Annotated in this window: 15 protein-coding genes and 2 tRNA genes; 3 read left to right on the top strand and 14 right to left on the bottom strand. The window is 70.4% G+C overall.

Features of this window, described 5'->3' with window-relative positions; translation table 11 throughout:
* The first annotated feature begins 37 nt into the window (after nucleotides 1-37).
* Complete coding sequence (locus H7694_RS02830; protein ID WP_319805267.1) at nucleotides 38-739, top strand: replication initiator; 702 nt, start codon at nucleotides 38-40, stop codon at nucleotides 737-739.
* 359 nt (nucleotides 740-1,098) lie between these two features.
* Here the strand turns inward: H7694_RS02830 and H7694_RS02825 are convergent, their stop codons facing one another.
* Nucleotides 1,099-1,248: a hypothetical protein gene (locus tag H7694_RS02825; RefSeq protein WP_193598038.1), complete on the bottom strand. Its 150-nt coding sequence runs from the start codon at nucleotides 1,246-1,248 to the stop codon at nucleotides 1,099-1,101.
* Between the two features lie 146 nt (nucleotides 1,249-1,394).
* On the opposite strand from H7694_RS02825, the gene H7694_RS02820 reads away from it, so the two are divergent.
* Both H7694_RS02820 and H7694_RS02815 read left to right on the top strand, forming a co-directional pair.
* Nucleotides 1,395-1,805 carry a hypothetical protein gene (locus H7694_RS02820; RefSeq protein ID WP_193598037.1) on the top strand — a complete coding sequence of 137 codons (411 nt, stop codon included), beginning with the start codon at nucleotides 1,395-1,397 and terminating at the stop codon, nucleotides 1,803-1,805.
* Between the two features lie 33 nt (nucleotides 1,806-1,838).
* Nucleotides 1,839-2,855, top strand: a complete 1,017-nt coding sequence (locus tag H7694_RS02815) for a tyrosine-type recombinase/integrase (RefSeq protein WP_193598036.1) — start codon at nucleotides 1,839-1,841, stop codon at nucleotides 2,853-2,855.
* On the opposite strand, the gene H7694_RS02810 is transcribed toward H7694_RS02815, so the two are convergent.
* From H7694_RS02810 to H7694_RS02750, 13 genes are all read right to left on the bottom strand, one after another.
* Nucleotides 2,853-2,926 (bottom strand) — tRNA-Met (locus tag H7694_RS02810). The two genes, H7694_RS02815 and H7694_RS02810, sit on opposite strands and share 3 nt — an antisense overlap.
* A 33-nt stretch (nucleotides 2,927-2,959) precedes the next feature.
* A tRNA-Thr gene (locus H7694_RS02805) sits at nucleotides 2,960-3,031 on the bottom strand.
* Nucleotides 3,032-3,098: 67 nt separating this feature from the next.
* Nucleotides 3,099-4,388, bottom strand: a complete 1,290-nt coding sequence (locus H7694_RS02800) for a M23 family metallopeptidase (protein ID WP_227468255.1) — start codon at nucleotides 4,386-4,388, stop codon at nucleotides 3,099-3,101.
* A gap of 232 nt (nucleotides 4,389-4,620) precedes the next feature.
* Nucleotides 4,621-5,412 carry an inositol monophosphatase family protein gene (locus H7694_RS02795; RefSeq protein WP_193598035.1) on the bottom strand — a complete coding sequence of 264 codons (792 nt, stop codon included), beginning with the start codon at nucleotides 5,410-5,412 and terminating at the stop codon, nucleotides 4,621-4,623.
* A complete protein-coding gene (locus H7694_RS02790; RefSeq protein ID WP_193598034.1) occupies nucleotides 5,409-6,578 on the bottom strand; it encodes a hypothetical protein in 1,170 nt (389 codons plus the stop codon). Before H7694_RS02790 ends, H7694_RS02795 begins: the two co-directional genes overlap by 4 nt.
* A 114-nt stretch (nucleotides 6,579-6,692) precedes the next feature.
* Complete coding sequence (locus H7694_RS02785; protein ID WP_193598033.1) at nucleotides 6,693-7,511, bottom strand: enoyl-CoA hydratase/isomerase family protein; 819 nt, start codon at nucleotides 7,509-7,511, stop codon at nucleotides 6,693-6,695.
* A gap of 114 nt (nucleotides 7,512-7,625) precedes the next feature.
* Nucleotides 7,626-8,117 carry an FBP domain-containing protein gene (locus H7694_RS02780; protein WP_193598032.1) on the bottom strand — a complete coding sequence of 164 codons (492 nt, stop codon included), beginning with the start codon at nucleotides 8,115-8,117 and terminating at the stop codon, nucleotides 7,626-7,628.
* 9 nt (nucleotides 8,118-8,126) lie between these two features.
* On the bottom strand, nucleotides 8,127-8,336 hold the full coding sequence (locus H7694_RS02775; RefSeq protein WP_193598031.1) for a hypothetical protein: 210 nt from the start codon (nucleotides 8,334-8,336) through the stop codon (nucleotides 8,127-8,129).
* A 149-nt stretch (nucleotides 8,337-8,485) separates the two neighbouring features.
* The gene (locus H7694_RS02770; RefSeq protein ID WP_193598030.1) at nucleotides 8,486-8,983 is read right to left on the bottom strand and encodes a nucleoside deaminase; all 498 of its coding nucleotides are present in this window, start codon (nucleotides 8,981-8,983) and stop codon (nucleotides 8,486-8,488) included.
* A gap of 5 nt (nucleotides 8,984-8,988) precedes the next feature.
* On the bottom strand, nucleotides 8,989-9,687 hold the full coding sequence (locus tag H7694_RS02765) for an ankyrin repeat domain-containing protein (protein WP_193598029.1): 699 nt from the start codon (nucleotides 9,685-9,687) through the stop codon (nucleotides 8,989-8,991).
* Between the two features lie 204 nt (nucleotides 9,688-9,891).
* A complete protein-coding gene (locus H7694_RS02760; protein ID WP_227468254.1) occupies nucleotides 9,892-12,792 on the bottom strand; it encodes a multicopper oxidase domain-containing protein in 2,901 nt (966 codons plus the stop codon).
* Nucleotides 12,789-14,042: a hypothetical protein gene (locus H7694_RS02755; protein ID WP_227468253.1), complete on the bottom strand. Its 1,254-nt coding sequence runs from the start codon at nucleotides 14,040-14,042 to the stop codon at nucleotides 12,789-12,791. Before H7694_RS02755 ends, H7694_RS02760 begins: the two co-directional genes overlap by 4 nt.
* Nucleotides 14,039-14,719 (bottom strand): helix-turn-helix transcriptional regulator, encoded by a 681-nt coding sequence (locus H7694_RS02750; protein WP_193598028.1) that lies wholly within the window; start codon nucleotides 14,717-14,719, stop codon nucleotides 14,039-14,041. Before H7694_RS02750 ends, H7694_RS02755 begins: the two co-directional genes overlap by 4 nt.
* Between the last annotated feature and the right edge of the window lie 25 nt (nucleotides 14,720-14,744).

The following is a 14,744-nucleotide window of genomic DNA, read 5'->3' as shown; positions in this document are numbered from 1 at the left end:
TGTTGAGAAACTCCACCACTCAGCGGGACGTCACCAGGTGGCGTGGAACCGTGATGCGCCCTTGCTATGGGATCGCACGCGACGTCGGCTGCGCGATTGGTGGCCGTCGGTGGAGTTCTTCATCGTCCGGGAGTGGCAGGACAGGGGCGTGCTGCACCTGCACGCGCTGGTGCGGATCGCACGCGTTGAGGCTCCGACGCCGGACGGGCTGCGGGATGCTGCGCGGGACGCGTCGGCGTTCTCGAGGATCGACGGCGCGCAGGTCGTCTGGGGTGACCGCGCCGATTGCCAGGAGATTCGCGCGGGGGCAGATGCGCGGCGGCGCATCTGGTACGTGTCCAAGGCTCTGAACTATGTCCTCAAGGACGTGGCGACGGGCGAGGACGTGCCGCCGGTCGCGGTGTGGGCGCATCAGACGCGGCTCCACGAGGCGGCGCGGCGGATGCGCTGCTCGATGTCGTGTGTGCCCGGTGAGTGCACAAAGGAGGTTCACCGGCGGTTCGGGTCACGCTCGCATGTCGTGTCCGCGTCGCGGCGCACGAAGAACCGGCCTGGCTGGTCGTTCACCGGCCTCACGCGTACCGTGCAGCGGCGGCTTCGTCGCGAGTGGTTCGAGCGCATGTCTGCCACTGCGGCAGACGAGCCTGCCACGCATCCCGTCGTGCCTGTGGCGCTCGGCGAGCGGCTCGCTGCGAGCCAGCGGCGCGCCCTCGTGACGCGGATAGCGGCGGGGCCGTGAAAGGGGGTGATCTTGTGGCAGTTGCTGACTGTGAGACGTGCCAGGCGCTCGGGTTTCGAGCGTGCGACCGGTGCGGTACCCCCATCTGCGAGGACGGTGAGCCGGACGGGTTCCTGATGGTGGTCGACGCCTTCGGGCGGGAGTTCTGCGAGTTATGCGCGTATGGTGCGTGACGAAGTGGAGCGGGTGAGCGAGAGGGGCGGGCCGTGGGGCGCGCGGATGCGTCGCAGCGCGGCGCACCGCGCGCCGCGCGGCTGGCGCTCTTGCCCACATGCAGCGCATCGGATCGCGTCAGCGTGGCCAGATCGCCTGCGACCTCTGCCTGTGGCAACTCTCGCGCTTGCGCGAGAGGCGGCAGACTACTTCTCGCCCGGATGCTCCGTGCGCTTCTCCGCTTCCTCGGCATCGTGGGCCTCGATCCACGCCCATTCTTCGGCGGTTGCGCCGCTCGACATCGCGTCGTCGAGTTCCTGGCCGGTGAGGCCATGCAAGAAGTCCCATTCGCTCATGCTGGGAGTGTCCCACAGGGTGGGCGCGCAGCGCCCGTCTTGATCCTGTGAAGGAAATTTCGGGAGAACGGTCGAGGCAGTGGCTGGGGTCGGTGGTGGGCCGTACTCTGGTAGTCAACGAAGTTTCAACTATCGGACTGGCAGACGTGGCGGATTTCAGAGCGGATCGGATGCCGTCGCCCGAGGGCGAGGGCAAGGCGCGTGGCGCCCTTGAGGCTGCCTGGGACACCTACCACGCAGCCAATAAGGCGGTGAATCGGCCGCTGCACGCAGCCTTCCCCGGCATCAAGTCCCTGATGCGCGGCTGGGTCGGCTCGACGACGGTGGATCTCTTCGGCTTCTGGCTGACCTGGCGACTCGTCGGCGGGTTCGAGGGCATGCGTCAGATCGGCATGAGTCGATCAACGATCTTCCGGCGTATCTCGTTGTTCCGCGCAGCCTTCGGCGTTCACCCCGACGTGTTTGAGATGCCCGGCGTGACGGTCGACGTCGAAGCGTGGCTTGCTGGTTTCGATGATGCCTTCAAGGCAGCTCGAGAAACCCAGTCCGAAGATTGACACTAGCTAGCAAGTAGGTCTACAGTCTCAAATATGAGACTAGACCCGAGCGTGACGACCCTCGCCGAATTCTTCGGCACGGTTCGCGCTGTGGTCTATGACGGACTGACCTCGAACGCCGAGGCGGCATACGACCGCGCCTGGCGGCGACGCATCCTCCCGACGCTGGGGGCACTCCCCCTTGCCGATCTGCGGCCGCTCGTCATCATGAATGCACGCGCCTCGTGGGACGGATCGACCTCGACGAAGCAGGAGGCGCTGTCGCTGCTGTCGAAGGTGCTCGGCTTCGCCGTGCTCGATGACCTGCTCACCTCGAACCCCGTTAGAGCGATTCATCGCACCCGCGGCAAGGCTGACGAGGCCGACCCCTCCTCGCGCGCCCTCGATGACCTTCAGGTGCGCCGCATGCTCGCGCTCACTGCCGGCACTCCGACAGGGCAGCGGGCGCTGGCCGGACTGGCCTTCACCGGCCTTCGGCTCGGTGAGTTGGTCGGCCTCCGCTGGGATGATCTCGACGAGCACGCCGACCTCATCACTGTGCGGCGCACTCTGTCGCCCAACGGACACGGGCAGCTAGAAGAGCGCGCGACGAAGAGCGGGCGCATCCGACGAGTGCCGATCCTCGAAGAACTGCGCCCCTTCCTCGACACCGCTCGCGCCGCCGGCCATGAGCGCATCTTCACCGGTGTACGCGGTGGGCCATTCGACAGCGGCAACCTATCGCGTGCCGTGCGCTGGCCAGTCATCCGCGATCAGATCGCGACATTCCCGGACGGGATGCCGCTGCGCTTCCACGACCTGCGACACACCTACGTTTCTCGCCTCGCACGCCTTGGCGTTGCTCCGGCCATGATTCAACGCGTCGCCGGTCACGCCTCGATCACCACAACAGAGCGATACACCCACACCTCGGATACGGCTGCAGCGTATGCAGTGCGCGACGCGATCAACGGGCTAAATCGTGAGGTCGCCAATCGAGGGGGTGAGAACGCGGCAAGCGTGGGCCGGATACGACAAAACCCCCGGCGAGCCGAGGGTTTCATTCCGTAGCGGAGGCGGGACTCGAACCCGCGACCTCACGATTATGAGTCGTGCGCTCTCACCATCTGAGCTACTCCGCCGCAATCGCCCACCTCATTGAAGTGAACGCTACGAGCCCCGAGTCAGGATTGAACTGACGACCCCTTCCTTACCATGGAAGTGCTCTGCCACTGAGCTATCGGGGCGTGCTACCCGTTTCAGGGCAACCAGATGAGATTACCATCCGCCGGGCCGTCTCGCGAAATCGAGACGTCAGTACGAGTACCGGCCCGCGTTCTCGCGCATCCACGTGAGCGGATTGACGGTCGAACCGTTGATGATGACCTCGAAATGCAGGTGCGCACCGTAGGAACGGCCGGTGTTCCCGACCTTTCCGATGGTGTCGCCGACCTTGACCTTCTGGCCGGCACGCACCTCCAGCGAGCCGTACTGCATGTGCGCGTAGTGGCTCGTGACGACCTTGCCGTCGATCACGTGGTCCACATACGCGCTGACGCCGTAGGCGCCACCGGACTCCGTCGCGATGCGGACGGTGCCGTCCGCGATCGCCTGGATCGTCGCTCCGCTGCCTGGCACCAGGTCGATGCCGGCGTGCATGCGGCCGTTGCGCATGCCGTAGCCCGAGCTCATCGCCACGCCGACCATGAAGGGCCACTGGATCGCGGCGTTCGGGTCGTTCGTGTACAGGCTGTCGGAGAACTTGATGTGCTCCTCGGCCGCGACCTCGAGCAGCGAGACGGACTGGTAGTCGTCCGATCGCGTCAGCGGCGCATCCTGCACACCCTCGGAGGCGACGAACGCCTGGATCTCATCCTCGGAGACCTTCTTGCCCGCCACGGCGGTCTCATCCGGCGCGACCAGCGAGGCGACCGGCGTCGCACCACTGCCCTGCACGGCCGCGACGGCGCTGGCGGGCAGCGTCATCGACACGGCGATCAGTCCCGCCACGCCCATCACGCCGAGGCTGGCGCCGGCGGCGAGGACGCGACGGCCGATCCGGCGGCGCGGGGCGACATCGCCGGATGCCGGCGCGGCGCCGACGAGCACCGGCTCATCGGCCGCGGGTACCTCGGACGCACCCTCGGTGTCATCGACGGGCGAGAAGCCGAAGGCATCGGATGCTCGCGCGAAGGCGTCGACGACCTCGGATGCCGGCTCGGCAACGGGCTCGGCGATGACAGGCTCACTGGACTGGAAGACGATCTCGTCGGCGACGGCCAATTCGGCGATGATCTCGACGAAAGGCTCCTCGGCGGCGTCCGGAACGACGGGCTCCGCGAGCGACGGTGCGGCCTCGGCGGCATCCGCAGCACCGGGCATGTCGACGACGACCGGAGTGGTCGCGGCCTCGGGCGCCTCGACGACGGCCAGCACATCAAGGACGACGGGGTCTTCGGCGATCTCAGGAGCCTCGATCACGGCGGCGGGGTCGACGAGCGATCCAGCCTGCGCGAGGCGGCGCGCGCGACGGCTGAGCGTGGCAGTCGTGTCGGAGACGGGCTGCGCGGCGAGGGATGCGGTGAGCGAGTCGTCCGAGGTCACCGAGCTCCCGTGGGCCGCTGACGCGGTGCGGAGTCGGTTGGATCGGCGCGTGGGCGCGGATTCAACCTCAGGACGTACAGGGGGCAAAACAGATCTCTCGGGTCGTGGTCAAGCTCGGGGGCGCTTGGTCACCTTCGATGCTTCGGGGTAACGAAAGTAACGATCGGATAAACACATTACAGGGTCGTACCTGAGAAAGCTATCGATCCGAACAAACTTCGCGGACCGCTTCTCAGGCCTCGCCGGAGATGATCGAACGCAGTCGATCATGCACCGCGGAACCGCCCGCGATGACCATCGGACGCGGCATGTCGAGTTCGAGCCGGCTCACGAATCCGCCGGCCTCCTGCACCAGCAGCGCACCGGCTGCGAAGTCCCAGGCGTTGAGGCCGCGCTCGAAGAAGCCGTCCAGCCGGCCGGCCGCGACATAGGACAGGTCGATGGCCGCGGATCCCATCCGGCGCAGGTCACGCGCCATCGTCATCACCCTCCGCACCATCACCAGATCGCCGTCGTGCGTCGCCGGGTCGTAGCCGAAGCCGGTGCCCAGCAGCGCACCCGCCGGCGTCTCGGAGGTGACGGTGAGCCGCTGGTCGCCGAGCCAGGCGCCCTCGCCGCGCACGGCGGTGAACAATTCGCCGAGCATCGGCGCCGACACGGCGGATGCCACCCCCTGCCACTCCTCGGGGTGGGGCTCGCCCTCGACCACGGCGATGCTCACCGAGTACGCGGCGATGCCGTACGCGTAGTTGACCGTGCCGTCGATCGGGTCGACCACCCAGGTCAGTCCGCTCGTGCCGCGCTCGGCCCCGGTCTCCTCTCCGAGGAAGCCGTCGCCGGGCCGCTCACTGCGCAGCCGCTCGCGGATGAGCTGCTCGACCTCGCGATCGGCCTCGGTGACGATGTCGGCGAGAGTGGACTTCGTCGCGGCCAGCGCATACCCGGCCGTGCGACGGCGCAGGGCGAGCTCGCCGGCCTCTCTGGCGATGTCGGCGGCGAGTGCGCCCAGATCGACCGCGCTCACTGTGCGGATCCCGTGCTCGCGGGCGGCGGAGGCGGGAACGATCCGTCGGCGGCCGGCGGCGCAGGAGGAGCCGGCGGTGCGGGCGGCGTGGGCGGCGGCACGGGAGGTGCCGGCGGAACCGGCGGGGAGAACGGCGGTGCCGGCTCGGCGGGAGGTGCGGGCTGGTCGGGGATCGACGCGGCCGCGGCCGTAGGCGCGATCGGCGCCTGAGCCGAAGGCGCGTCCGTCGTCTGGGCCGAAGGCCCGTCGGACGGTGCAGGCGCGCTCGGCGAAGCGGATGCCGTCTGCGCAGGTGCAGCCGGCGCAGCATCCGCCTGGTGTCCTGCCGGCACGTACGGCGCCTGCGTCGCAGCATCCAGCACCGGGAAGCTCTGCGCAGGCGCGGCGACCGGCGCCGGGTACGTCGGGTAGCCGGTGTAGTAGGCGTTCCAGTCGGGCGAGCCGTCGGGCATCACCGGCAGCGGGGTGCGTCCGTCGGCATAGGTCGGCCACGCCTGCTGGACGGGGAGCGGCTGCGCCGGGCGCGGCACCTGCGGCTTGCGCGGGGCGAACAGGGCGTTCAGCAGCGGGATGAGCGTGGTGCCCACCGCCACGAGGATCGTCAGCGCGATGACGATGCGCCAGTACAGGTCGTCGAAGTCGATGTGGAAGGCGAAGGTGAGGAAGAACACCAGCATCGCGACGAGGATGCCGAGCAGCGCGAAGGTCACCATCACGATGACGCGCGTGAAGGTCGTCACGTACCGCTGCGACGCGCGCAGGAACAGGCGCACGTGCAGCAGCGCGAGCTGCAGGATCGCGACCACCGCGAGCAGCTGCACGAAGCGCATCACGCCGTCGTCGTCCGAGAACGGCACCCACGGCAGCCAGATCTTCACCGCGCCGACCAGCAGCGCGATGATCCAAGCGCCCATGCTCGCCAGCGCCAGCCAGTCGGGGCGCCGCTCGGCGAGGTTCGACTCGACGATCGCGATGCCGGCGAACACGGCCAGCAGCAGGATGGTGAGGAAGGCGCGGCCGATGATGCCGTCCTGGTCGCCGATGAGCACCCAGACGACGCAGACGAGAGCCGCGGCGATGAGCGCTCCGATGGCGATCCAGATCGACCCTCGCATGAGCTTCGAGGTCAGCGGCTGCCGCTCCGAGCGCGGCGTGGTGTCAGACATGAGGATCCTCCCGGTCGTGCTCTCATCCTGCCACGCAGGGCGGGCGGGCAACGGGAGGTGTGGATAACCCTCGGCTCAGCGCGACGACTCAGCGGGATGCCTCAGCGGGATGCCTCAGCGCGACGCCTTCCGCGAGCCCGACGCGAAGGCCGCCACCCGGGCCCGCGCATCCGGCGTGTCGAACGCCTCGCCGATCGAGCGCGCCTCCTCCGCGAGATGGTCGGCGTAGCTGCGCGACGGCTGCGAGCGCACCAGCCGCTTGGCCTGTCCGTAGGCGCCGGCGGCGCCGGCCAGCCAGAACCGCGCGATCTGCTCGGCGCGCTCGCGCACGGCATCCGCCTCGGCCTCGGCATCCGCGGCCCCGGATTCCGCCGACGGGGCGGCGACCGCCTCGGCGACCAGACCCCACTCCACCGCCTCGGATGCCGTCAGCAGGCGGTCCTGCAGCACCAGCTGCAGGGCCCGCCGCTCGCCGACGGCGCGCGCCAGCTGCGCCGAGACCGACAGGTCGGGCGTGAGCCCGATGTTCGCGTACAGGCTGCCGATCCGGGAACTCGCGCCGACCACCGCGTAATCGCTGCACATCAGGATGCCCAGGCCCCCGCCGGCTGTCGTGCCGTGCGCGGCCGCCACGACGGGGATCGACGAGGTCGTCAGCGACAGGATGCCCTCGTTGATCACCTGCGCCAGCGCGGTGATCTCGCTGCCGCCGCTCATGCCCTTCGCCATCGCGATCACGTCGCCGCCGGCGCAGAACGACCGGCCGTTGCCCTGCAGCAGGATCGCCCGCACGTCGTCGCGCGACACGGCCTCGGTCGTCGCATCCCGCCAGGCCATGGCGAGCTCCTGGTCGAACGCGTTCAGGCTCGCGGGGCGGTTCAGGGTGAGGCGGGCGAGACCCTCGTCGACCGTGAGCAGGATGGAATCGGTCATGGCTCTCCTTCGATGCGCAGGACTTCGGTGCCAGCCTATCCGGGACTCAGGCTCACGCAGCGCACGGGGTCACGGAGAGCGGCACGGGGCGGGCGGCGGCCGACCGGCCGCGCCTCACTCCTCGCTGAGCACCCGCACGACGAAGGACTCCATGCGGCGGCGCGTGCCGTCCAGGCGCATGTCGGCCTGGCCGGGTGCACGCACCTCGTTCGGGGCCAGCGGATGCGCGAGGCGCACGTTGTCGTGGCAGGAGAGGTCGGCGCAGATGTACGTGCCGGCGGAATCCCCGCGGCGTCCCTTCGCTCCCCCACGGCGCGCGGTCAGCAGCGCCACCTGGTTGCCCGGCTGCAGCGTGTGGCAGATGTTGCACATCCCCGACCGCACGCGGCTCGGGTCCGTCGCGCGCAGCACGATGCCCATCGGCATCCCCTCGTGCTCGACGATCACCACCGCGCGCCTGCTCGATTCCGGATCGCGCCAGGCGAGGAAGTCGATGTAGTCCCAGTCGGTGAGGATGAAGTCGTGCGGCATCCCGATCTCCGCGATCTCGTCGGCATCCGCGTTCCGGATCGCCTCGCGGACCTGGGCCTCGGTGAGTGGTCGCATCGCTCCAGTCTAGGAAGCGGTGCCCGCGCTATCGACGTCGATCAGGAACACCCTGCGCGTCGCGGCGTCGATCATGCTCGCCTCTCCGTCGCGCATGGCGGCCTCGAGCGAGGCGTACGCCTCGCCCAGCCGGCCGACGATGCCCGTGACGCCGCCGCGAGCATGGAGGACATGAAAGCCCAGCGACCGCCCGTACCGGTGGGCGAGTGAGACGAGCACCGGGTTCGGCCCGGATCACCCGCCGCCCGTTCCCCACATCGCCGGGCAGCGCATGTCACGACATGCAGGTCGAGTCCAGATGGGGCCCCGCGTTCCGGAACGCGGGGCCCCATCTCATATGGCGCCGGCTCGCTCTGGTGCTCTGCCGCTCAGCGCGAGCGCTCGGCGAGCCGGTGCTGCAGCTCTCGCACCTCGTCCACGAGTTCGGGTGCGGGTCCGGTCACCTCGATTCCCGGTGCCACCTCGCCGATCGGGAGCGCGGCCACCGGACCGGGCTCGAGCCCCCAACCGGCACGCCACTGCACCAGCTGCGCGGAGCTGGTCGCGTAGACGATGCGCCCCAGGCCGACCCAGGCGTGCGCGGCGCTGCACATCGGGCAGTGCTCACCCGAGGTGTAGACGATGCTCGCGCGGCGCTCGCCGGGGGTCAGGTTCGCGGCGGCCCAGCGGGCGATCTCGAATTCCGGATGCCGGGTGTGGTCGCCGCCCGCGACGCGGTTGCGGTCTTCGAAGCGCACTGCACCCGAGGCATCCACCAGCAGCGAGCCGAAGGGCTCGTCACCGGCATCCAGTCCCTCACGGGCGAGGTCGACGCACCGGCGCAGGTGCACGAGGTCGACGGGGTCGGTGGCGGGTGCGATGCTCATGCCGCTCATTCTGCCGAAGCCGCGTCGATGACGGCGACGATCTCGTCGTAGCCGTGCTCGACGGCGAGCTCGCGTGAGGTGAGGCCGTTCCCCTCGGTGATGTCGGGGTCGGCACCGGCCTCGAGCAGCAGCCGCACGGTCTCGACCTGGTCGGGTCCGCCGTCGCCGAGGATGATCGCCTCGTGCATGGCGGTCCAGCCGAGGTTGTTGATGTGGTCGACCGGCACGCCGGCCTCGATGAGGATGCGCACAGTGCTCACGTGCCCGTGCTCGCTGGCGGGGATCAACGCGGTGCCGCCGTACCGGTTGGTGCTGGTCACATCGGCGCCCGCAGCGATCGTCAGCCGCAGGATCTCGTCGAAGCCCTCGGCTCCCGCGTAGAGGAAGGCGGAATCCTGGATGCCGTCCTTGGCGTTCACGTCGGCGCCGGCGTCGATGAGAACCCGCGCGACAGCGGCGAGGTTGCGCTTGGTGGCGGCGACCAGGGGCGTCGCCTCGCCGTCACCGCGCGCCTCGAGGTCGGCGCCGTCGTCGATCGCGCGCTGCGCGGCATCCGCATCCGCGGCTTCGACGGCATCCCACAGCGCCTCGGTCGCGTCGGCGGCCGGCGTCGCGGAGGACTCGGATGCCGGTGAGCAGCCGAGCAGCCCGCCCACGGCGAACAGTGCGGCGAGCGCCAGCAGACTCGTACGGACCTTCTTCATCGCGCTCTCCTTCACCACCCCCGAATGGTATACCAACCTTCGGGGCGCTCCCCCGCCTCCTCCGCGAGAAACCACATTTCGCATGAGAAACCGTCTGTGCCGTGGTTTCTCGCGCTGGATGTGGTTTCTCAGCGGAAGCGGCAGTCGGCGCCGGGACGGCGGCGCCGCGCCGGCGGGCGCGGGCGCGGGCGCCGGCGGCAGGGGTCAGTCGGTCACGGTGAAGAGGCCGTGGGCGCCGCGCTCGGCGTCGATCATGAAGTGCGACACGAACGGGTAGCTGCCCGCCTCGGGGAAGTTCAGCTCCACGAATCCGCCCTGCGCGGGCTGCAGGCCCAGTGCCTGCGAGCCGGTGGTCTCCGAGCGGTTCAGCAGGTACGCCCCCTCGACCCACACGGTGTCGAACTGCCCGCCGATCACGTGGAAGCTCGACGGCCGCTCGATGCCGGCATCCAGCACCCACACCCGCACCCGCTCGCCGACGGTCGCCGGCAGCGGCGCGTGGTCGTACTGGTTCGCGTAGCCGTTGAAGGTGACCAGGTCGGGGTTCCGGGTGGCGACACGGTCCATGTCGACCATGCCGCCGTCGTGGTCGCCGAGGTAGTACTCCCCCTGCACGAGCACGTAGCTGCGGTCGACCGCGGGCAGGTCGTCGGGCTCGATGATCACGCCGCCGTACATGCCATTGGCGATGTGCGCGGTCATCGGCATGGTCGAGCAGTGGTACATCCAGATGCCGGCGCGTGTCGCGGTGAACGTGTAAGTGAGGCTCTCACCCGGGGCGATGGTCCGCATCGGCCGGTCGGGCGCGAGCGCCCCGGCGTGGAAGTCGATCGAATGCCCCATCGACGCCTTGTTCTCGAGCGTGATGACGAACCTGTCGCCGACTTTCCCGTGCAGCAGCGGCCCGGGCGCGGAGCCGTTGTACGTCCACAGCGTCTGCGTGATCCCCGGCGAGACCTCCTTCTCCTCATCGCGCACGGTGAGGGTCAGCTCGCGGGTCACCGGACCATCGGATGCCGGCAGCGGGGGCAGCACGGCGTCGTAGGGGGTGAAGTCGTCGCCCGGCTCGGCGGCCATGTCAGGCATGGCGGGCATCTCGTGGTCGGCGTGACCCGCGGGATCGTCGGTCGCCGCCGGGGCGGGATCGGCGGATGCTCCGGTCGCGACGATCTGCATCGTCATGCCCATCTGCCGGTGGCCGATGATCGAGCACCACCCGTCGAGGTCGGCGCTGATCACTCCGACGTCGATGGTCTGCGACTCCCCCGGCGCGAGCCGCTCACCGGCGACGCCGTTCGCGAAGACGAGGTCGTGCACCTGCTCGTCATCGGTGTTGGTGATCTCGATGATCAGGCGGGTCCCTGCGGGCACCTCGATGCGGTTGGGGGTGAAGCGCATGTCGGCCGCCTCGACCTGGACGGTCTGCACGGGAGCATCCGCCGGTCCGGTCGGGGTCGCACTCCAGCCCAGACCCGCCGGATCCACCGCGGCGGTGATCGCGGCGACGAGCACGACGGACAGCAGGCCGGCGACGGCCTGCCCTGCGCGTCGTCCGCGGGGCTGCTCGCCCTCCGGGACCATCGGCCCGCGCCGGCGCCCGCCGCCCTTTCCCGCGCCTGCGGCCGGGGTTGCGAGCGCGGTCGTGCGCGTTGTGGCATCCGTCGCGGGAGTTGCGAGCGCGGTCGTGCGCGTTGTGGCATCCGACCGCGCGGATCCAGCGGCCGCATCCGATTCGGCATCCGATGTGGGTGCCTCGGAGACGCCCCGGGTCTCGGCATCCGCTGTGCCGTTCTGCGCCATTGCGGGGGTGCGCCCCGGACCCGCCGCGAGGGCCGCGAGCTTGGCGCGGCGCTGCGCGCCCATCGCCCGGCGCATCACGACGAGGAAGGATGCCATGGCCACGAGGTACAGCATCGAGGCGACCACCCGCATGAGGCTCGACACCGGCAGCGCACACACCGCGAGCGAGGCGTTCGCGACCGACACCCGCAGCGGGCCGGCGGCGTCGAGCGCGGTCGTGCCGATGCGCACCGGGGTCGGGCCGCCGCCGAGCACGACGGGGATCAGGTAGCTGAGGGCTCCGACCAGCACCTGCGCGGCGAAGCCGGCGGCGAGGTAGGGCACCACCTGGTCGACCAGCGTCGAGAGGGCCTCGAACCCAGTGCCGGCGGTGAACGCGACGACCGCGCCGCCCGCGACCATGGCGACGGCCCCGGCCCACCAGACCAGCGCCATGCCGACCGAGAGTGCGGCGAAGCTGCGCGGTGCCTTCTGGCGGGCGGCGCGCAGCAGCGAGACGCCGATCACGATCAGGCCCGCCAGGTACCCGGCGAGTCCGACGGCGACGACGAGCAGCTGTCCGAGTGCGGCGCCGACCGCCGCGACGAGAACTCCGGCGGCGAGCGCGGGCAGCGCCTTGGCCGCACCGGATGCCGCGTGCTCGTCGGCGCGGGTGCGCAGGATCGTGGGCCACAGCGTGACGACGGTGCCGGCGACGGTCAACCCGATCCAGCCGAGCACGTTGAGGAACACGTGCGCGAGCACGAGGTTCGGTGCACCGTCGCCGCGGGCCAGCCACGCGCCCAGCGCGGCGCCGATCGTGAGCAGCGCGGCGGAGGCGATGTAGTAGCGGATCGTGCGACCGAAACGGCCCGGGATGCTGCCCCGGGTGCGCCGGACCAGGCTCACGCCGTGCCACACCACCGCGGTGATCAGGGATGCCGCGCCGACGAGGGTGACCGGCCAGATGCCGGTGAGCACGCCCGTGACGATGACGGCCGCGCCGGCGTTGCTGAGGATGAGGCGGATGTTCTGCGAGCGCAGGTCGGCCTCATCGGCCCGGCTGCGCAGCAGCGCGAACGAGAAGTACTGGCTCCACACCAGGATCGCGTGGGTGACGGCGCCCAGCAGCAGCAGGTGGATCATCAGCCAGCCCGGCATCGGCAGCGCACGGTGCGCGACCGCGGCGATGATCGTCAGCAGCAGCCAGATGCTCGTCGGCAGGTCGCGCATCGGCCAGAACCCGCGGTTGCGGGGGCGCTTGGGCTTGGTGGACGCGGCGGGCTCGTGGCCTTCGGCGCGGGCGGAGCTGAGGTCGGGGTTCATCGGGACTCACTCGATTCGACGGACTTCGCACGGAATGCAGGACCCATCTGGGATTCTGCTCCTTGATTTCGTGTGGTCTCCTGCGTTTCGCGCGAGGGGCGGGTGGCGGCGGAGGGGCGGGGTGCGGCGGAGGGGCGGCGCGGGGCACCCAGCACGGCGCTCGTGACGGCGGTGAGCACGAACAGCAGCAGGGCGGCGACGCCGAGCACTCCGCCGACCTGCCAGGCCAGCGGCATCCCGAGGCCGTCACCGACCCACACCCGCACGACCAGCGCGACCTGCAGCAGCGCGATCGGCGCCCAGAACGCAGGTCGATACGGCAGCGGGATGTGCAGCACGGCCGGGAGGATCGTGGTCGCGTGGGCCATGATCATCGAGAACGTGTAGCCCAGGAAGATGGCGTGGATCACCGCGTCGTAGGCGGGCTGCTCGGTGGGATAGCCGAGCAGCAGCACGACCCCGGCGACGGCGAGCCAGACGTATCCGGCGAGGATGCACGCGGCCATGTAGCGCGTCACCCCGGACGCACGGATCGTGCGCCGGGCGACGTCGTGCACGATGAGCCAGCCGGTCAGCGACAGCAGGGTGATGCCGAGCAGGATCGCCCCGGCGTCAGGGAAGACGAGGCCGACGATCAGCGCGCCGGTCACGCCCCAGCCGTGCAGCAGCAGCCGGATGCCGGCCTGCGGCCCCATGGTGATGCGCGCGAGCTCCACGCGCTCGGCGGCGATCGTGAGCACGAGGAACCCGATCAGCCACGGGATGATGCGGGTCATCGTGTCCTGCCCGATCCAGATCACCGCACCCGCGAGGGCGAGCCCCGCGGCGAGCAGCTGCGTGAGCAGCGCCGCGTCGTACTGCCGGCGCCAGAGCGGCACATAGAGCAGCAGGAAGGATGCCGCGCCCGCGGCCAGCACGATCTTCGCGACCACCAGCGACACGGGGATCGTGACCAGCAGGATGCCGCCGACGCCGAGCAGCGCCGGGGCGACGAAGCCCAGCGGACGCGCCCAGGCGGTCGCGCGCTCGAGGCTGATGAGAGTGCCCACGAAGCCGAGCACCAGCAGCATCCCGTGCACATCGGGCAGGCGCTCGGTCGTGACCGGGGCGGGCAGCCCGAGAAGCAGCAGGCCGGCGTCGAGGCCGGCGAGCAGGGCGAGGCCGGCGGGCAGCATCCACAGCATCCGCAACGGCAGCCGGGGCCGGCTCCGGTTCACCGCACGGGTCACGGGGGTTCGGGCGGCGCTCACGACGCACGCAGCCGCAGGATGCAGGCCCCGTCGGCGCGGAACGGCAGCAGTGCCGCATCCGTCTTCTCGTCGTGTGTGCCGGCGATCCCGGCGATCATGCCCTCGTGCACCGCGCACACGACGTCGGTGCGGCGGGCGGCGGCCGCCAGCAGCGGGCAGCGGTGCAGCACGATGTCGTCGCCCGACTCGGCGGGCGCGAACCCCTGTTCGCGCATGACGTCGACGACCAGCGAACGCGCATCGACACCGGCATCCGCTCGCTGTGCGACGATCTCAGCACCCCAGTGCTCGCCCGAGATGCGCGCCTGCGCGATGGGGTCTGCGGCGACCCGCGCGACCGTATCGGCGAGCGCGAGGGCGAGTCCGGCGTAGGGGCTCACCACCTCGGCGGGCGGGGCCTGCCACCGCCAGCCGGGACGGCCCCGGCCCTGCGCCTGGGCGCGGATGCGGCGCAGCCGGCCGTCGATGCGCAGCCGGTCGAGGTGCTCGCGGACGGTGTTCTCGTGCAGCCCGGTCGCGGCGACGATCTCGGCGGTGGATGCGGAGCCGTGGGACTCGACCTCGCGCAGGATGCGCTCGCGCGTGGACGAGTACCGCCGGCCATCGGCGCCGCGGCGACGATTGTCGGGGCGGTTCCCGTCCGGCCGATTTTCTCCGGCACCCTGATGCTTTTCCACGGTAATCAGTGTAATAAAATCAGTG

Origin of the sequence: Microbacterium sp. YJN-G, assembly GCF_015040615.1 — a bacterium.
In the GTDB taxonomy this organism is placed as follows: domain Bacteria; phylum Actinomycetota; class Actinomycetes; order Actinomycetales; family Microbacteriaceae; genus Microbacterium.
Note: the sequence above shows the minus strand (reverse complement) of the source record. Positions and strands in the feature narration are given on the sequence as shown.